An 18,400-nucleotide genomic window follows, 5' to 3' on the forward strand; every position below is an offset into this window, starting at 1 on the left:
TAGTTTATTTAATAACCAGGTTCGAAAGGTTATGTATGATTCATAATGAGGCTTGAAACGGACGCTGAACTCAAGATCTACATCTTTGTGAGCTCTGGGCTTAAATTCTGTAAAGCGTTTTCCTTTGCTTGGGATTGGTGCGCCACTAAGGTTTTCATCAATTGTTAAATTGAAGACAACAGACGAGTTACCTGTGGTTACCGCAATGAACGCGAGTTGAAAGGCTTGTATTGCTTTATTGGCTAGATTCAAACCTCTCCAATCGAGTCGGTTGTTTGTGTAATTTTTACGATTCTTATTGAATTCGCGCCATGCGTTATAATTTTTTTCTTTTTCGTGAAGTAGATCGATGTTGAGAAGGCGCGCCTTTTGCAGCACTTCTTTCCAGCTGAGGAAACTTTCTTCGCAAGCTAATTTTACTACTTGGCTGGTGGGTTCCATTTGCGAGTAGTATATGACTTTGGTGCTGTCTGCCTCGATGATTAATGGAAGCGGTCGGTCGCCCATCAAGAATTCACTAATCGCATGGAAGGTGGCTAAATGAGTGGCGAAATTTCGCTTCTGCTTTTCAAAAGGTGCAGGTATTTTTCCTGATTTTCCACTCTGATCTATTACTGTGCAGGTTGCCTGAATCTCAACCGTGTGCCTGTCCAAGATTATGCCAATGAATTCCGCGCATCGTAGTTGAACCGTAGAGGCGTAGATTTTTCCAATTTTATTGTTTGAAAGTGAGGTTTGTTGCATTCTATCAAGTAAGTGATCTGTTAGTTGTTCATAAAGATCAATTACCTGTTCTTCGTCGCTGAAATCTACTACGATTTCGTGGCTGTCTATAAAGTTGAATAAATAGACGATTTTACTGTAGTAGACGTACGCGGAGGCGCTGCTTGTTCTTGTGAGCAAGTAGTTGGCGAGTTTTAGTGCGATGTCTGTTCGGTCCTTGGCAAAGCTTGACATAACAACAAACTTGCACCGCTCGCCGTTCGCGACAGCTCTGTGCCTGTAGCAGATAGATCCAACATCTAGCACCCTTCCTCTAGCTGTGCCGGAATGTATTTCAATGACGATCTTCGTAGGGTCATGATCCACATGGAGTGTTTCTCCCCACACGATTCGGATGAGATCTCTAGATGAATAGTTATTCAAAGCCTGTTTCTCATTATAGATGCTGGTGTTGAACGTGCTCCATGAGATCTTGTTCGTAAGCATCTTGAGTTTCATTATAAATTCTTTGATTGGCTCTGTAGTTTAAGTATCGCATTGTTACTTCTAAGTCAGCGTGCCCCATTCTTTGTTGCACGACTGTGAGGGCTGAATGAACTGTATGCATAGGGTTGTTGAGTAATCTCTCTAGTAGGTTCATTCCAAATGTTGCGCGCAAGTCGTGAAAGCTATAGTCGTTAAATCCTGGTTTGCTGAAGGAAATCCTTTTAAGTAATTCTGAAAGAAAGACTCTTATGGTTGTTCCTTCGTGGATTCTGAACGGTTTATTAGTTGGCGTCTCTCTAGCTTGTGATTCTTTCTGGTAATTGGTGATGTCGGCTTTGCTCGTGTAATAGGGCTGCCCTCTATTAGTAAGGAATATATAGTTTTCATCGCTTTCTCCTAAGCGACTTTTTTTCTGAGATCTTTTGGCCTTGGGGCTGTTGGCATATATCTTCAAGTCGTTTACCAGCCAGTTGGGGATGACAATCGTCATGTTTTTCCCGTTCTTGTTGTCGATGCCGGTACCTGTCCCAACTCTTAGTCGCAAATCATTATTTGAGTCTAGCTTGCCGTAAATGTGCTTAATTCTGATTGTGCAGCATGTTTGAATTCTGGCGCCAGTAAACAGGGCAAGGTAGAAAATTAGCTGCATTGGTCTGTTGTTAGAGAGTTTGAGGGCTTCTAGTAGAATCTTTTGATCATCGCGCGTAAGCGGTTTTAATGAGCCATCATCAATTATGAAGGTTGGGTCTTTATTCTCGTCTGAACCGATTAGCTTAAGATTGTGTGTATGTATCGTTGTTAGTTTTGTGAATCCTTTTCCATCCAGGCTTCTAATGGTTGCTTCCATCTCTTCGAATGGTGAGTTTTGTAGATCTTTTTTTGAGATTAGGCCCTGCTCGATTAGGCCCTTGTAAAAATTTACCATCCGATTAATTCTTTGTTTGCCAGTTGAGAATCGTATTGATCCCGCTATAACCAATTCTTGAACGTAGTTGAGGTAGCGATAAGTTACCCTTAGCCTTTCGTTCTTAGGGAGGTATAAGAGGTCGAGGTTGTATTCTTCTAGGAAGCGCAGATAGTTGAGCAGGTCGTCTGCTGTTCCGCGGATTGTTTTGGTGCTAAGCGGCTTGATTCTGAACTGTGTAGCTATGTTAATTAGATATTTGTTGCCTATTTCCCATGGGGTACCATCCGAGCAGAGAATTACGGGGAAATTCACTATCGGGATGGTGTCTGAACTTACAAAGCCGTAGTCAACGAAGTTTCTGTTCGGAGCAAAGATTGCTTTGAATAATTGAAGTAAAGGAATGACTACGATTCGTGCTGACGGTTTACGACCCTGATCAGAGGACCTGGCATTGGGGAGGTGGCGCATGGAGTCTTCTCATGGGAAGGAGATGTCCATATCCTAGGGACTTATGCTCTACCTGTCAGTCATCCAAACTTATGCTTGTCCTGACCTTCGTCCAGCAGGACTGCGTCGTATTGACGTGAGAGATCAGGCCTGCTCAGGACGAATTGCTTTAGGTACCCATCGTGGAGCATTGGAATCGATCGATCTTCCGGGTCGATCATGCGCCGCCAGATATCCTCGGCTGACGAGAAGATCCTTTCAAAGTACGCGGAGGATTGCTTGCGGATGAAATCCATGTGCTTTGCAGGTAGGTGCGAGCTATCAATCCCGTCGCTGCCGGAGCAAAGGTAATTCGTGAGAGTGTCCGAGACGATCCGAAGGAAGGTCCAGTCGTTGCTCTCCAGGGCTTTGGATATCGCAGTAAGTCGAAGGTTGGGCGCCAGCTTTTGCTGGTACAGCTTACGGTATGTCTTCCATGCCAGTTGGTGTGTACTTAGGCACACAACATTCTTGGGAAATTTAAGAGCTGCTTCATCCGCCACAGACCTGGTGAACGCCAGGTAGAGAAAGCGCTTCTTTGGGTACCGTTGTGCATAGCCTATGAGCGACGTCGACTTGGCAGCCCCGGCGAACGCGATGACTCGAATTTTCTTTGCCTCGCAGCCATGAAAGGCCAACTGCTGCGGCGTCCAGTTTACTTTGAGCACGGTAGACCCTCTTCTATAGCTTCATTGAACTCCACTAATCATCTGCAATGGACGGTATCTGACCCGATTGCTGGGCTAGTCCGGCAGTGATTGAGAGGAATCACTACCTTCTTCCGGGGCGGATACCCCCCTTTTTGGCCTGCCTTCTTTAGTAGATTCAGCCCATGAACTGAGTGGCCGGAATTGATGAAAGTCCTATTGCTTCCCTTGATCACGCTTTTAATGGTTGGCTCGGCTTATGCCGATGAACCGATATCCGACATTGAGTATCGGCTTGCAGCCGCGGTCTCGATGAATGACGAGCGTGAACTCGGTCTGGCTATGGCCGACTTGGTAGGACTTGCATGCGGCGGGGATGCGAAGGCAGCCGCCGTGCTTGGTGATCGCTATATGTCTGGCTCAGCTGAGTTCGAACAAGCACCTGGAAAAGCCCTGGTGCTGCTTCGGTTCGCATCACAATCTGGCGATCCGCGCTCGATGCCTGGGCTCGTGCTTTTGTTATCCCGAGAAGGGGCTTCCCAGGCGGAAATCGAAGAGGCCGCTAAGTGGAAAAAAATCGGGGAAGCGCTGCTGCCAGGCAGGGTCGAAATGGCTTTGGCATCGCAAGCTTTCGAAATTGCTCGAAATGGCCGCGACGTGGCGCCGGGATACCAGGCCGCCGCTGTATGGATTCAGAAAAGAAACCTTGGAATGAGTACTGAAAATGCTTCGATCGATTGCAGCGCTTGGTAAGGCTTTGAAGCCAGGTCTAATAGTCCTGGGTGTGACACTCGTGTCTTACTGGCTGCTAAGGGTGCTGATGCCCGAGAAATCTCTCGCTGCGCCTTTGGTCTATGCGATCGGGATTTTGTTGAGCGTTGTCATGCTGATCAAGGGCTTTAGCGCCTGGTTTGAGAAGCTAGGAACTAGCGTGGACAGCCCCGACGCAAGGGCACGGTTTATCAAGTACCTTGATCAGGTCAGCAGTGGAGTTGTTCCTCCCGCATCGGCAGAGTTCTCCGCTAAAGCTGAGCAGATGAAGGGGAAGGAACTAGCGGATTCTTTTGATGGGTGCTGGGCTTTCGACCTCTCCGTAGGCAGATTCCCAGCCTACGAGATCGAAGGATATCTGTTGCTAAGCGAGCAGCAGTTGTGCCTGGGCTTCATTGGCGGGGTGAAAGGTGGCTGGCATGAGACGAGGCACGCTTACGCCCCATGCGAGAGGGAGGGGAGTACCCTTACGGTAATTTCGTCCTTCGGCAGCCTAGATTGGCTGCCGCCAGGGAGCCAACTTACTATCGATTATGACGGTGGGGAGATGGCACAACTCACTTCCAGAGCTGTTGTTGCGCGCATGAAGCGCTCATCGGTACCTGAATCGCTAAAGCGATTCATTCCGACATTGAGTGCGCCATAAGAGAGTAGGGCGCTGGTCCCAAGACGTACGACTCGGCCAGTCACACCGTGGTTGGCCGTTATTTCGACTGGTCCATAGGTTAAGAGCCTTTTTACTTCCGAATGAAGGCACCCGCTGGGTTGTCGGCCTTTGGAGACGAGCTGACCATCTGGATACACAATAACGGTCAGCCCGCAGGGGAATGCCGCACGAACCTCACGAAGAATCTTCGTCTTTGTAGCGATGGCAATCAGGCTGTCCAACTCCGAATGATCCTCACGCCTCATTGGGACGTACCTCAGGGTTGGCATGTCCAGCATCTTCAGTGGACAGATCGCCGACGTTACTCCGGCTGAGGAAGTACAACGGGACGATCAGCCCGATGTAGCAAGCTGTTTGGAGCGCAACAACGTGGTCGACGTCGTTAAGCACGCCAAACGCACAAAAAATGAGCCCGGCGATTGAAAGCAGAATGAGAAGAGCGGCCAGGCAGACTGCGATGATGTAGCGGACCATAGGCACCTCCTTGAGTGGTTAGCTCCAGACTACTGGGTTTCTCAAAACTGCAAGCCCTTCTCAACGGTGGTAGCTATCATCTCCACCAGCGCGCGCCTTTCCTCTTCGTCGAAGACCTCTTTCGCAAAGGTTCGGAACACGAGAAAGCCATTTGCAGTCAGCAAGTTCTGTCTCTTTCTGTCCTTTTTGAAGGCGTCTAGACTCTTGTGGAAGCTGTAGCCATCCATTTCCACGATCACAGAAGGGGGGATGAAAATATCTGCTCTTATACGCCGTCCAGGGATGAGGTCTTTTACCTCCCATTGGGGACGACCAGGTAGGCGATGGCATAGGGCATTAAAGAGGATTCGCTGCGGAGAGGTTTCAGCGTTAACGTCGCCTGCATTGCTTGAGCGGGATGCTGGAGCTGAGCGCTGAGTGCTGCCAAGTTTAGCCAGCCGATCGTTTTTACCGGCTTTGATCTCCTTGGCGGTAGCTTCATCAATGAAGCGCCGCTTGAGTGCTTCGTCGGCGGAAATGCGGAGGGACATATCAGTTCCTGGTGGTTTCACTGCCTCTTTGGTAACACCGGAACTGGAAAGCGCAACTTGTGGGTAGGGGATAGGCCGGCAAGAGTTCTGCCGGCCTCGGTGCGTGCTTAATTCACTGCATCCTTCAGGGCCTTGCCTGCCTTGAAGCCCGCAATTTTCGCTGCATTGATGCTGATCGGCTTGCCGGTCTGCGGATTTCGCCCTTCACGAGCAGCTCGTTCTTTAACAGCGAAGCTGCCGAAGCCAACCAGGGTAACCTGGTCACCCGCTGCCAGGGCTTCGGTAATGCTCTGCACCACGGCGTTGACGGCTTTGGTGGCGTCTGCCTTGCTGAGTTGGGTCTTGTCGGCAACGGAGTTGATGAGCTCTTCTTTGTTCATATTTCCTGTTTCTCCTGAGATTTCCTGCTGATGCAGGGTCATTGAAACGCTACCACTTACTTAAAATGTGCAAGTCAGCACGACCGATGAGGAGGGCGAAGTGAGAACTGTCCCAGCAGCTCACCATACTCACGATTCGCATCACTGAGTGTTTCGTATTCCTTGGTTGTTGGCTGAGCGCCGTAGATCAGCTTGTTATTCAGTCTCTCAAGCAGAGCTGTCAGATCAATCAGTCTCTGCATTTTTGCGGCGACTTCAGCAGGAATACTTTCGCTTTGCATATGAGCTAGCCTGGCCTAGGCGGTAATGGTGGTGGTGAAGTAGAGAGTATTCGGTAACCCCTGGCGTGTCCTTTCAGTTGAGCCCCACAAGTGGGCTCAACTGGCCTGAGCTTTCTCCAGCACGGGCTTGCCACTGTCATCCTCATACGTGGCTTTGCATTTAGGGTATCCCGTGCACCCCCAGAACGGACCTCTAGCCCCTGGACGTAAGGCGAGTTTCTTCTTTTTGCATTTGGGGCAGTTTTCTTCTGATAGGACCCGTTCAGGCTTGTCGCCGTCCTCGCTACCCTTCGTCCGGATCGTGTCGAGGTCTGGCTCCGGCTCCTTGCCTTTCGCTTTGACTTCTCTGCAGGTCGCGGTGCATTCAGGGTAGTTGGTGCATCCCCAAAAGTAAGATCCAGAGCTGCCCTTTCTGCGCAGTCGTCCCTTTTTGCAGATTGGACATTCAACCAGGTGACCGAACAGTTCAGTGCTTGCGGCCGCACTGCTCTCAAGTGCCGCGGTGTCCGCTTTTACACGGTTCACCTCCTGCTCGAGGATGTTGTACTGGTATGAGACGACAGTCTTGAAATTGGTCTGACCTGCCGCGATTTTGTCCAGGCCTCCTTCAATGATCCTCGTGAACTCCAATTCGACGAAGCTAAATCGGCCGTGCAGCAAGTCGATCACGAAGCAGCCCAAGGGTAGGGCGATGATCTTCCTGCTTTGAGCGCCCACGTAGCTTTTGGAGAAGAGTGTTTGGATGATCGCTCCGTAGGTCGACGGCCTGCCGACGCCAGCAGCCTCAAGTGCTTTAACCAGTGATGCTTCTGTGAAGCGTGGTGGTGGCTTCGTAGTGGACGTGATCTGATCGACCTTGTTGCAGGTCAGCTGTTGGTTTTCTGTGAGTGGCGGCAGATCTGCGTGGTCGGATTCATCTTGATCATCACTGTCCTCTGATTTTTCTTCTGTCGCGTCGTCTTCGGTAAGCGCCAGCCAACCAGGGGAGAGTAGGCGGCGGCCTTTAGCCAGGAATTGGAGGTGCTGGTCGCTGACTTTGACCTGGCTTAGAAGCAGGACCTGCGTGGCGAAGTAGACTGCCGGCAGCATTTGGGAGGCAATAGCTCGCTCCCAAATGAGCTTGTAGAGCTTGGCCATCTCAGTGCCTTCGCTGAGTTCGCTGGGCAATTTGTCGGCGATGACAGTTGGTCTGATTGCTTCGTGAGCTTCCTGTGCGTTCTCTTTCGACTCCCAGGTATGGGGGGCCTCAGGCACCTCAAAACCGTTTGCAGTAAGCCACTGCCGTATCTCTTCAACAGGTTCGGCATCAAGATTCTGCGAGTCCGTGCGGTGATAGGTGATTAAGCCCGCATCGAAGAGCTTCTGCGCATTGCTCATTGTCGTGTTGACGCTGAAACCGAGCTTGACGCTCGCCGCTTGCTGAAGGGTCGACGTAGTGAAGGCTGCAGGGGGCTTCCTTTGTTTTTCTTTCCCTTCGACTCTGTAGACCATGAAAACCGGTTGTTGCCGCACCATGCCGGCGATCGCCTGAACTGTGGCCTGGTCAGTGAAAATATCGGTCTTCTCCACTCCGAACGTTTCTTGCAGCGGTTTGTGCAGCCATACAGCAGACCAGGTGCCACCTGCCGGGTTGAGGAAGGAGACCTTGAGCTTAAAGTGATCGACGGGTTGGAAGCCTGTGATTACCCTTTCGCGTTGCACGACTAGGAGTAAGGCTGTGCTCTGAACCCGGCCTGCAGAAAGCGGTAATGGTGAATTGGCGAGAATGGTGAGAAGGGGCGAAACGAGGTATCCGATCAATCGGTCGAGTACGCGCCTTCCTTCTTGGGCGGCAACGAGCTTGTAATCAATGTCGCCGGCATTCTTGATGGCTTCAAAGATTGCCTTTTTGGTCACGGCATTGAACTTAATGCGCTTGTAATTTTTCGGTTTGAGCACCTGCTCTAGATGCCACGCAATCGCCTCTCCCTCTCGATCTAGGTCGGTGGCGAGGTAGACCATGGCGGCTTCTTTAACCAGTTTCTTAAGCCTGTTGACCGTCTGGGCCTTGTCATCGTTGATCACATACTGCGGTCTAAAATCTGGCGCTTGAACGCCGATTTCGCGTTTCGGTAGATCCCGGATGTGGCCGACGGATGCAGCAACCACAAAGTCGGCCCCCAGGAAGGCTTGAATTTTCTTGGCTTTGGTAGCCGACTCAACAATTAAAAGCGTTTTGGACATGAGCACCTCTCTGCTTGGAAAGATGCCACCAAAGCCAAGTTACGGGCGGTAAGTTCGCTCCCTCCTTGGGCCATTCACCAGCGGGCGATTAGGCTGCCGTCCCCAGCATTCAGAACTGCTCTGACATGGAATCGTTCGTGATCCCGCTCGCCTTGCTTCGCACTCGCAATCATTGCCGCATCTGCTGCGTCTGCTAATCCCAGCGCCACCATGACTTCGCACGATCCCAGCTTTGCGAGTTCGGTTGCCGAGACGGACATTGCATGGCGTCGGGTTTTTCGTTGAGTACTCATCATTGGTCTCCTATGCACACCTCAAGCATCGCATGTGCGTCAGAAGTGCAAGTGCATACGGCAAAGCCCAGGGGGTTGCATATCTGGAAGAGCAGGTAATGTAAGCGCATGGAAATAGATATTGCAGGTTCAGAATGACCAGAGCAGCAGCTTGGCGCGAGGCATTGCCGGCAGCCCTTCAAGGGGCTCGGTTAGTCCTGTCCGAGTCGGAGCTGTCGACCGACGTTCCGGTTCCGATCCATGGCCGAGGAGACCAAGTCTTCCTCGCCAATGGCTGGCTGGTGCCTGTTGATACGAAGCGCAGAAGCAAGCCAGCTGTATACCTGAAAGACATCATTCAGTTGTCGGCCTACGGGTTCATTCTCGCGCGATCTTCCAGATCGCTTTTTGGGCAAAGCTACCCGGTTGCTAGCCATGGATTCATTCGGGCAGTGGTGGGTCGTGATGTCACCTACATTCCAGTGAAGCTTCTGAGCAGCACCCAGGTCATCGCGCTGTGGAATCGCTATTGGGAGCTCAAAAGGAAAGAGGCCAAGCCTCGCCTTCCTGAACCCTACAAATGCGTTAAGTGCCCCAAAAAGGCCAATTGCCCGGTTGGGAAGAGACGATAAAAAAGGCAGCCCGAAGGCTGCCTTTTCTCTTCTACCGCAACTATTAGCCAGTCTTGCGAGCGGTTCCGATCTGAATGACTTCGGCCTTCGCCGTGCCGGTCTGACTCTGGGTGCTTGCGCCATCAGGGCCATTGCGGTCGGTGCTCGAAGGTACTTCGCTAACCTCTTTGAGAGTTTTGGCCATCGTCATGAACTGCTCGTACAGTTCCAGAGGAAGCTTGAGGTCTACAACCCCTGCATCGGAATCCACTTTGGCGCTGCCTTCGAACACATCATGGATTGAGCGAACGCTGGTCGACATGCTCGAAACCATTTTTTTGGTGATTCGAGGCGCAGGAACAGCAATGTGCTTAGTCGAAACCTTGATAGGCGCCGACTTGTTTGGATCCTGCTCAAGAAGCTCTTCGTGCAGCTTCTTCTGTTTTTCGTACGCATCGTCGATATAGTCGACGGCTTTTTCGCCGTAGCGGGCGAACATCTTGGAGGCCATGTCAGGGCTGATTACGTCTTGACTGATCAGGTCCTGCAGACGTTCTGGAAGCGTGAGCAAACGAATTGTTTCTCGGACATGGGTGTCAGTCTTGCAGATGTGCTTCCCGATCTTCTGGTCAGTCCAGCCCAGATCTCGCAGTCGTTTGTATCCACGAGCACGCTGCATCAGCGTGAGCTTCAGCTGTTGGTTGGAGGTGAGAATTCTGAGGGATGAAGCTTCGGCAGACCCGGACAGCTCGATCACGGGGATGCGCTTGATTGGTGCGCCTTCTTCAATTGCTAAGCGAGCAGCTCGAAGACGGCAGTGACCATCTCTCACGTAGCAGCGACCATTTTCAATCTTCACTTCCAGGGGAGGGAGCTGGGTGCCATTTTTCCAGGCCTCCTTCAGGCTCTGAATGTGAGCCACGGTATCGGGGCGGCTGTACTCGCGAAGGTTGAAGCCATCTTCCTCTTCCAAGACGTCAGGGGAGAGCCACAGAAGGCTGGTCTCACCAACCAGGCTTTCGTTCTGAGTTTTCAGGGACTCACAGAGGGTGTGGAGGTCGTTAATCTGGCTTTCGCCGTTGGGCAGCTCGGCATCGTCGTCGTGCTGTGCGTAATCGAAGTCCTGGTTGTGCATCTTTGCCCCCGTCGTCGAGCTACTGGCCAAGCTAGCCAGAAAAGAATTGGTAATTGTTTACTCGGCCGCTTCCCCTGGAAGTGGAGAAAACAGCCTGCCACTGGTCGGGGAACAAGTTACACGCTTTGCCGAAACCGCAAGCCCGAGTCCGACCCTAAATAGGTAGCCAATTGACACCATTTGCTTGGTCGACCTTCGTATGGTGGCGGTGTGATTTAGAGGAGCCATCGCCTTGGTCAATAACACCGTTAACAGGCCGCTGAGAAAGCGCCGGCATTTAGCCACTCGTAGCTCGCTCGACAGCGCTGAAATGGCGATCGCTGACGGTCGTCGCACCATTGGTGAGATTTCTGCAATGGTAGAGATGGAGAGTGGGAAGGGCGGGCCATTTGACGATCCCTTCCCGGATGATGTACTTGAGGTTGCTCAACCTGCGCCACCGACAGTTGGCGCAGAGTGCAGAGCTATGTTTGGCATGAGCCTCGGTCCGCTTATGGCGTGCATTGGTTGCTTAGGAAGCATTGCTGGCGTGATCTTGGGCTTCATGTTGGATGGCACACCGCTGCAGCAAAGCGTAACCGCAATGATTGGTTCTCTGTTTTAGTCAGGTTTCCATCTCTCAGAAAAAAGCCCCTCGCGGGGCTTTGCTTTTCTTACTTCTGCCGCATACAGCGGTCGCGAAGATTGGCCGGGATTCCATTCGGGCCTCCCAATGCAACGAGCTCCCACTCCCGCTCTGTCATGGCCATGCCGCCACCACTACAAAACTTACGATAGGCCCGCTGATATTCATCGTCAGTGGCATTCAAGGCTGCCAGCCGGGAGCTGTTGTTGATCTGCGCTGCAGGTGCTGCAGGGGCTGATTCGATGGCGGTAAAAATGGCCTTGTTCATGCCCTGGTTAAGCGCTGTGACTACTACGCCATCAGGAGTTTTGGGCTGTGGCCAGTCACTCAGCTTGCCTTGTGTGGTCATGAGGACGTCTTCGCTACCCATGACATGCTGGTAGGTTGGCTTCCGCAGGGCCGCACCGCCGCGGCCGTCGTGACCCCAGCTTGCGTAGAACTCATGCGAGAGTCGCTGAGGCACTTCGACATGGGTTTCCACGTCTACTTCTTTCTGATGCTTGCTGCTTGTGCAGCCGGCTGAAGCGACTGCAACTGCAGTTGCGAGTATGAAAAGCAGGTGACGGTTCATAGACCCTCCAGTTTGATCTGAGGGTAATGCTACGCAGCGCGTTCTGCCTTAAAAGCTTAGTCCGATCCCATAAGTGGGTTGGATTGCCAAAATTACTGGCTCGCGGTTGCTCACAATCTCCACATCCAGGAGGCTGTATGCTCGCGAATGCACTTCGAAATCTCTTCTCGTTTAAGCGCCCACCAGGCCCAGGTGTAGTCCGGCCTGTGGGTGGTGGGGATCATCCCTCCCCAAAGTCTTTGACTCCTGACCTCATCAAGAAACTCGAGGAGGGTGATGAAGATGCTCTTCGCTATCCACCCTACATCCGTGGCTACCCGGCCTTCATTGGAGGTCATGTCCTGCTCGACTACCACAAGGAAAAAGTCGGGCAAATAGCTTCAGGTATTGGCTTGCCTCCGAATCAGTTCAACAAACTGATTCTTCCTGTGCTGGTTAGCTATGCCAACTTCGTCCATCTGGTTCCTGCATCGCAGAATCACCATCATCGTGCATGGGGTGGTCTTCTTGCGCACGGCTTGGAAGTGGCGCTGCTGGCGCTTAACTCATGCCAGGTCACCTCGTTCGATCATGGTCGTGTTCCTCAGGAACGGACTCGCCGCAAAGAACGCTGGTATGCGGCCGCGGTCTTCGCCTCTTTGCTACACGATACGGGAAAGCCTCTTTCTGACTTCCGTGTAACGGATGCCACTGGTGAGCGCTTCTGGAAGCCAGTATCCAAGAGCATCCCTGATTGGGCGGCTGAACACGGTATTGAACGGTACTACCTGCATTGGAATCCTGGTCGCCACGAGCGGCATAAAAATCTGTCGATCACGATGGTTGACAGGATTCTCCATCCTGAAGTGCGCGAGTGGCTCATGGATGGCGGCCAGGACCTCTACACGGCGATGGTCGCTGCCATCACTGGTGACGATGAAAAGAGCGCGCTCACAGGTATTGTGATCAAGGCGGATTCCGCCTCGGTTCAACTTGATCTGAAGAAGCGCGGTGGCGACCCTGCCGGTACAGCAGCAGGAGGAACAGGTGTTCCGATTGCAAGCCATGTAATCAGCGCAATGCGGTTGCTCCGCCAAAATGGTGTTTGGAAGGCTAACGGCAAAGGCGATCGAATCTGGTCAACCACCCAAGGCATCTTTATCGCCTGGAATTCCGCTGCCGCTGAGGTGGTTGAGAAAATGCTTGCGGACGGCCTTAAGGCTTTCCCGCGGAGTGCTGATTCACTGGGCGAAATTCTAGCGGACCACGATGTTTTCGAGCGAAATCCCAACGGCTCAATCTACTGGAAAGTTGCGCCAGACGTCCTCTCTGAGGGCAAGGAGAAGATACTTCGTCTCCAATGCATCAAGCTGTCTTCTCCATCGGCACTCTACCCCTACGATCCACTACCACCCTCTGTCGCTGTCATTATCGGCGATGAGAAAACAGCCGTTCGATATGACCCAGCCAACGGGGCAATGGGTGTACCTGTGGGTGAAGGGGCGCAAGAATCCCAGAGCCAGGGAATCGAACTTGCTGGCGCTGAGCTGCCTATGCAGGCAGGCGAAGAGTTCAAGCCGATGTTTGATCTCGAGAGTGGGGCTCCTCCAGTATCGGGATCGCAGCATGCTGGGCAAAATTCGAAATTCTCAGCTCCCACGCTGATGTCTACGCCGGCGCCTGCTGACAACAGCAAGAAAGCTGCCGCGCCTGCAGCGCCGTCGCTGGCGCCCGATACGACTGCGCAGAAAAAACCTGGCCTGGTAATTGGTGCACCTCCGCCACCACAGCCCCAGGTTGCGCTTGGGGTAACCGATTCCAAGCAGAAGCCTGCCGCAGCGGGAACTGACCTGTTTGCGGGCGTGAAAGTCGGTATCGATATTTCGGCCCTTGAGGATGAAGTAGAGCCGTCAGCTCAGAAGCCTACCTGGGATGATCCGTTTGCAGCCCCCGATGCGCAGTTGGATGGCGATCCCTTTGCCATTAAGCAGAGCCTTACGCCTCAGCCGAAAAAAGAGGCAGTCCAACCCGCCGCGGAAACGTCGAGCTTAATCGATGTGGCCAAAGGTGGCTCACCGCGCCCCAATCCACCTCGGCAGGAAGTTAAGTCTTCGAAGGTGCAGGTGATTAAACAGAGTACCGCACCAGCTTTGCAGGTGGGTTTGGAATCTCCCGCGCCTCGCGAATCTAACCTGGTGGTCCCGGCGTTTCCCTCGGAAGCGGCGGAAGGTATCAGCAGTAAAGGTATCAGCGGTGAAGGTTTCGAGACGATCGATATCACCTCTGATTTCGATCCTGAAGTCCTTGAGCTCACCGGCATCGAAAAGGCCTTTGCTGATGTGCCTGTCAATGCAGTAGTGGTATCTGACGAAGATACTTCGGACAGCTCAGGGTCTGCCGTCATTCAACCTCCGCTGGTCCCCACTTTGCTTAAAGAGCCAAAGGGCGAGTCGACCCGAAAGGGTGGGTACACCCCACCGCCGCCCGGAGCTTTTGAGGAAGCGTTTAGGTTTGACGCCGAACATTCAGTTCTGGACGACTTCGATGTGCCTGACCTTCCCATTGATAACCCGTTGGGGATTTCTGCACCTGCTGAATTCGCCGACCTGGACGTCTCCTCCTTTGCGGTCCAAGAAGCGCCACAGCCCGTATCCCTTGAGGGCTATGACCTACCTACTCTGGATTCAAATGTCTTCCTTGGTGGCATCCCCTCACAGCCCATCTTGCAGATGGGGGATCTGGAAGATCTGGAATGCATGGATGCTGATGATGACCATGCTGATGCTGAGGAAGCTTATCACCTGGAAGGTGTGGCGAGTGCGGATGGATCCCCAAATGCCAAGAAAAGACGCAAACGGAAGAAGCGGAAGAGTGGGGTTATTGCCCCAATGCCGGAGACCAATCTCGGTACACCACTTATCACCGGCCCAGTTCCAGGGATCCAGATAGGGCCTGTTCGCAGGCCTACCGCCCAACCGGCACTTCTTCCGGCGGAGCCTGCCGTGCGTTCAACTGAGAATGAAAAACCAGTAGAGCAGACTTCCAGCGAGCCTCTTGTTAGCGACTACATGGCTTACCTGGGGCGCCACCCAGATTTGGCGGAGAAATTCCTTTGGTACACCCGAAACGTCGATGAAGGGGTGAGGGTATTCAAGCGACACCAGATGCTTTTCCTATTCAGGGAAGGTGGCTTCATGCCTGGTGATGAGGATGCGCTCAATGAAGCGCGATGGCTGTGGTTCGACATCACTGCCCCTGGGCGGCTTGTGTTTGGGGTGGTTGGCGATAAGGGTGTTGTTCTAGTGCCTTACTTGGCTGATGCACTGGCGGCTATCTGTGGCACTGAGTTCCAAGTCGCAATTAGCAAGCCTGCTTCCTCGCTGACGTCCGATGAGATGGCAAGGCTTGCAAGAACAGCGCTCGAAAAAGTCCCAGTGAACACAGAAACATACGGGGTTCCCGTGGCAGTGCTCACGCCCAGGCTGATATCTGCGTTGGTAAGTGACCTGGGGGTCCGAGAATCGGACCTGATTAGGGCGCTAATTGAGACCCAGCAGATATCACTAGACCGTAAGAATTATGTCGTCAGCGTTGAAGCAAAGGCAGTGACCTATGAGTGAGTGGAACTATGAAATGCCCTGGCGGCCGAATTTCGAAGCCTACGAAATTGCCGGCTGGACCTTGGGTATGGGGGCTACGTCTGCAGTCCACTTGTTGTCTGCTCTTCCAGCGCAGCCCTTCTATATCACTCTCGCTGTTATGGGCGGTTTTACACTTCGGCGCTTGCCTGCTGCTATCCACCTTTACAAAATCCGCCAAGGACTGACTGCTAAGAATCCAGTCATCATGGGGCAGGATGAACTCATTGAGCGCATGCTCGAAAAAAGAGACTTGATGTACTTGGGTGTTGGCTTTGAGTGGGGGCAATCTGAAGCGCAGCAAGTATTTGAGTTGCTAAAGCGCGATATTAACAAGTTGATGCCAAAAGTTCCGGATGGGTTCATGGGGGCGCCATGGATTCACGGAATTTCAATGCAGAAAGATGCGCCTATTGGTCTACCGCACCAACTATCATCACTTCATACTCTGATCGTGGGCACTACAGGTAGCGGGAAGACTCGTTTATTCGATTTGCTTATAAGTCAAGCTATTCTCCGCGGAGAGTCTGTAATTATATTAGACCCCAAGGGCGATAAAGAACTTGCTGAAAACGCAAGGCGTGCTTGTGAACTCTCCGGGCATCCACATAGATTTAAATATTTCCACCCGGCATTCCCTGATAAGAGTGTTCGTATCTCGCCAACGAAGAACTTCGGTAGGCCAACAGAAGTCGCTGCTCGTATTGCAGCTCTAATGAAATCGGAAGGTGGTGACCCGTTCCAAGCTTACGCAAACATGGCGCTAAACAACGTAATTCAGGCGCTCTTGCTGTGCGGTGTCCTTCCTACTCTAGTAGAGCTGCGCCGTGCTCTTGAAATTGGACTAGCTCCTCTGGTCATTAAGGCTATTACAGCCTATGGCAGTACTGTTCTTGATGACTTTATGGTTATCGCTCAAGCGCGTCTCAAGGCGGCGAAAGATGACGAAGCTAAAGCAAAGGCTCTGGTACAACTCTACCGCTCCGATATCGTCCCGGTTAAACCATCTTCTGACCTCGAAGGTGTAATCGGTATGTTTGACCATGACCGGGCGCACTTCGGCAAAATGATTGCGTCTCTGATCCCGGTATTGAACATGCTTACTGCTGGCCACATGGGGCCGCTGTTGTCCCCAATGGATGATCCGAATGATGACCGTGAGATTACAGACTCAAGCAAGATTATCGCGGGCAAGCAAGTTCTTTATATGGGGCTCGATTCTCTGAGCGACGCGATGGTCGGTTCTGCAATTGGCAGTATCTTCCTGGCGGATCTTGCAGCTGTTGGTGGAGAGCGTTACAACTTCGGCCCTGAAGTTCCTGATCGCGTGAATATCTTCGTCGATGAGGCTGCTGAGACTGTAAACGATCAGCTAATTCAGCTGCTCAACAAAGGTCGTGGCGCGGGTATGGCTCTGTATGTGGCCACCCAGACTATCGCTGACTTTGAGGCAAGGATGGGGTCGCTGGCTAAGGCACGTCAGGTCTTGGGTAACACCAACCATATAATTGCCCTGCGCCTTACGGACCCAGACACTCAGAAATTTATTGCCGAAAAAATTCCGCCCACGTACTTCAAATACGTCATGCGAACCCAAGGCAACACAACAAAAGATGATCCCCATATGCACTCGCTCAACGTTGGTGAGCGCCTCATGGATGAAGAGGGTGAGCTGTTCCCCTCGCAGTTGCTTGGTTCACTTCCCAACTTGGAATTTCTGGCCATCTTGGCTGGCGGCAAGGTCTACAAAGGGAAGATACCGGTTCTCAAAAAACCAAAGAATTTCAAAAAGGCCGTCCAGCGGGCGGGGCTCTTATTATCTGAGGCTGCATAATTTTGCGTAATCGTGATGAACAACTTACTCGCTACTTTAAGGACGATGAGAAAGCAAAGATCATCCTCCATATTATCGAAACTGACTGGCCTACAGCTATGCAAGTTGTGCCAAGGGCGCTGCAATATATGCGCACGGGAGAGAATGTAGCTCACGGAGAAAAGATCCTTCGGGCAGCCCTGGCTGCGTACAACGCTGCACTCGGCTCACCGGATCAGGTAAGGCTAAAGGCTTTCTTGGACCCGCTGATCGATGGGTTGTCGAGCCTAATCCTCGCCTCGCCCCCAGAGGGTGGCGCCGTGGAAATGATCTTCGACTCCCTCGCTGGCCGCGGTGCCGAGGGTCATAAAGCGGCTGTGCGCCGGAGAATCGAAGATTTGCTTCTGCCCGAAGATACTTCGTTGGGCCGAGTCTGGAAGTCTATAAAGGCAAGAGGTGTGTAATGGCAGATTTTGAAGAGAAGATGCCCTCGGGACTATGGGGGACAATTGTCTTTCTCTTTATCGAGATCATCCTCATCGTTTGTTTGGTTCCAAATGCATTCATCGATAAATCGATCCTGAAAGAACAGGAGTGGGGTGAGATCCTCATGGGGAAAGATTCCCATGACCTCCTGATCGAAAACACCAATTCGCTCTACACCGACCTCATGTTGAATAGCGGTGTCAACGAGACTGTAAAGTTCTTCTTTATCCCAACTGCGGAAGAGCGGGAGCGGTCTAAGGGTTGGGATAACCTCGGTGACCTCTGGTTTAGCTTCATCAGCGCTCGTGGCGAAGCTCTTACAAAGGTCATATATCACATCTATTACAGAATGCTCCTGTTGTTTATGTGGGCTCCGTACATGGTTGTGATGTTGGTGCCTTCGATTTTCGGTGGGTACATGACATGGCACAAGAAAAGGTACTCTTTTGCCCACTCATCACCATTCCTGAACACTCATAGCTCCAGGTTGATTTGGTTTTCGGTCATTGGCGTGATGGTGAGCTTCATTGCGCCCTTGCCCATCCCGCCGATGATCATCCCGCTGATTGTCATCCTTTTGATTCCGATCGCCTCGACTCTCCTGATCGGAAACCTTCCTAAGCGTCTGTAACGAAGCTGGAGGGCCCCTTGGGGCCCTCGTGTTTGACCCTCCAATGCGGATTCCACGGTCATCT

General features: G+C 52.2%; 19 protein-coding genes. 8 read left to right on the forward strand and 11 right to left on the reverse strand.

Annotated features, from left to right (window positions below; genetic code table 11):
* The 3 genes from YA0848_RS33350 to YA0848_RS33360 form a co-directional block, all read right to left on the reverse strand.
* The coding region (locus YA0848_RS33350) for a hypothetical protein (protein WP_198731528.1) at nucleotides 1–1,221 on the reverse strand (1,221 nt) is incomplete at its 3' end.
* Complete coding sequence (locus YA0848_RS33355; protein ID WP_198731529.1) at nucleotides 1,160–2,584, reverse strand: tyrosine-type recombinase/integrase; 1,425 nt, start codon at nucleotides 2,582–2,584, stop codon at nucleotides 1,160–1,162. The genes YA0848_RS33350 and YA0848_RS33355, both read right to left, overlap by 62 nt.
* A 59-nt stretch (nucleotides 2,585–2,643) precedes the next feature.
* Nucleotides 2,644–3,270, reverse strand: coding sequence for a hypothetical protein (locus tag YA0848_RS33360; RefSeq protein WP_198731530.1), 627 nt, complete (start codon nucleotides 3,268–3,270; stop codon nucleotides 2,644–2,646).
* A gap of 186 nt (nucleotides 3,271–3,456) precedes the next feature.
* Between YA0848_RS33360 and YA0848_RS33365 the strand changes: the two genes are divergently transcribed.
* Entirely contained in the window at nucleotides 3,457–4,002 is a 546-nt protein-coding gene (locus YA0848_RS33365) for a hypothetical protein (protein WP_198731531.1), read from the forward strand.
* Nucleotides 3,974–4,666 (forward strand): hypothetical protein, encoded by a 693-nt coding sequence (locus YA0848_RS33370; RefSeq protein ID WP_198731532.1) that lies wholly within the window; start codon nucleotides 3,974–3,976, stop codon nucleotides 4,664–4,666. Before YA0848_RS33365 ends, YA0848_RS33370 begins: the two co-directional genes overlap by 29 nt.
* Before the next feature lie 255 nt (nucleotides 4,667–4,921).
* On the opposite strand, the gene YA0848_RS33375 is transcribed toward YA0848_RS33370, so the two are convergent.
* From YA0848_RS33375 to YA0848_RS33400, 6 genes are all read right to left on the reverse strand, one after another.
* On the reverse strand, nucleotides 4,922–5,161 hold the full coding sequence (locus YA0848_RS33375) for a hypothetical protein (protein ID WP_198731533.1): 240 nt from the start codon (nucleotides 5,159–5,161) through the stop codon (nucleotides 4,922–4,924).
* 41 nt (nucleotides 5,162–5,202) lie between these two features.
* A complete protein-coding gene (locus YA0848_RS33380; protein WP_198731534.1) occupies nucleotides 5,203–5,691 on the reverse strand; it encodes a DUF559 domain-containing protein in 489 nt (162 codons plus the stop codon).
* A 107-nt stretch (nucleotides 5,692–5,798) separates the two neighbouring features.
* Nucleotides 5,799–6,071 (reverse strand): HU family DNA-binding protein, encoded by a 273-nt coding sequence (locus tag YA0848_RS33385; RefSeq protein ID WP_198731545.1) that lies wholly within the window; start codon nucleotides 6,069–6,071, stop codon nucleotides 5,799–5,801.
* Between the two features lie 74 nt (nucleotides 6,072–6,145).
* The gene (locus tag YA0848_RS33390) at nucleotides 6,146–6,352 is read right to left on the reverse strand and encodes a hypothetical protein (RefSeq protein ID WP_141678336.1); all 207 of its coding nucleotides are present in this window, start codon (nucleotides 6,350–6,352) and stop codon (nucleotides 6,146–6,148) included.
* A gap of 96 nt (nucleotides 6,353–6,448) precedes the next feature.
* Entirely contained in the window at nucleotides 6,449–8,575 is a 2,127-nt protein-coding gene (gene topA / locus YA0848_RS33395; protein ID WP_198731535.1) for a type I DNA topoisomerase, read from the reverse strand.
* Between the two features lie 74 nt (nucleotides 8,576–8,649).
* Nucleotides 8,650–8,868 carry a hypothetical protein gene (locus YA0848_RS33400; RefSeq protein ID WP_198731536.1) on the reverse strand — a complete coding sequence of 73 codons (219 nt, stop codon included), beginning with the start codon at nucleotides 8,866–8,868 and terminating at the stop codon, nucleotides 8,650–8,652.
* Nucleotides 8,869–9,002: 134 nt separating this feature from the next.
* On the opposite strand from YA0848_RS33400, the gene YA0848_RS33405 reads away from it, so the two are divergent.
* Nucleotides 9,003–9,479 (forward strand): hypothetical protein, encoded by a 477-nt coding sequence (locus tag YA0848_RS33405; protein WP_198731537.1) that lies wholly within the window; start codon nucleotides 9,003–9,005, stop codon nucleotides 9,477–9,479.
* Nucleotides 9,480–9,522: 43 nt separating this feature from the next.
* On the opposite strand, the gene YA0848_RS33410 is transcribed toward YA0848_RS33405, so the two are convergent.
* Complete coding sequence (locus tag YA0848_RS33410) at nucleotides 9,523–10,593, reverse strand: ParB/RepB/Spo0J family partition protein (protein ID WP_198731538.1); 1,071 nt, start codon at nucleotides 10,591–10,593, stop codon at nucleotides 9,523–9,525.
* 232 nt (nucleotides 10,594–10,825) lie between these two features.
* Between YA0848_RS33410 and YA0848_RS33415 the strand changes: the two genes are divergently transcribed.
* Entirely contained in the window at nucleotides 10,826–11,197 is a 372-nt protein-coding gene (locus tag YA0848_RS33415) for a hypothetical protein (protein ID WP_198731539.1), read from the forward strand.
* A 49-nt stretch (nucleotides 11,198–11,246) separates the two neighbouring features.
* On the opposite strand, the gene YA0848_RS33420 is transcribed toward YA0848_RS33415, so the two are convergent.
* Nucleotides 11,247–11,789: a hypothetical protein gene (locus tag YA0848_RS33420; protein ID WP_198731540.1), complete on the reverse strand. Its 543-nt coding sequence runs from the start codon at nucleotides 11,787–11,789 to the stop codon at nucleotides 11,247–11,249.
* A 137-nt stretch (nucleotides 11,790–11,926) separates the two neighbouring features.
* Between YA0848_RS33420 and mobH the strand changes: the two genes are divergently transcribed.
* From mobH to YA0848_RS33440, 4 genes are read left to right on the forward strand one after another with little or no spacing between them, the layout of a single operon-like run.
* Entirely contained in the window at nucleotides 11,927–15,388 is a 3,462-nt protein-coding gene (gene mobH / locus YA0848_RS33425; protein WP_198731541.1) for a MobH family relaxase, read from the forward strand.
* The gene (gene traD, locus YA0848_RS33430; RefSeq protein WP_198731542.1) at nucleotides 15,381–17,240 is read left to right on the forward strand and encodes a conjugative transfer system coupling protein TraD; all 1,860 of its coding nucleotides are present in this window, start codon (nucleotides 15,381–15,383) and stop codon (nucleotides 17,238–17,240) included. Before mobH ends, traD begins: the two co-directional genes overlap by 8 nt.
* Before the next feature lie 2 nt (nucleotides 17,241–17,242).
* Nucleotides 17,243–17,683 (forward strand): hypothetical protein, encoded by a 441-nt coding sequence (locus YA0848_RS33435; RefSeq protein ID WP_198731543.1) that lies wholly within the window; start codon nucleotides 17,243–17,245, stop codon nucleotides 17,681–17,683.
* Nucleotides 17,683–18,336 (forward strand): DUF4400 domain-containing protein, encoded by a 654-nt coding sequence (locus YA0848_RS33440; protein WP_198731544.1) that lies wholly within the window; start codon nucleotides 17,683–17,685, stop codon nucleotides 18,334–18,336. Before YA0848_RS33435 ends, YA0848_RS33440 begins: the two co-directional genes overlap by 1 nt.
* Nucleotides 18,337–18,400: the final 64 nt, after the last annotated feature.

The sequence above is a fragment of the Pseudomonas sp. S4_EA_1b genome (assembly GCF_016307435.1).
Taxonomy (GTDB): Bacteria; Pseudomonadota; Gammaproteobacteria; order Pseudomonadales; family Pseudomonadaceae; genus Aquipseudomonas; species Aquipseudomonas rhodesiae.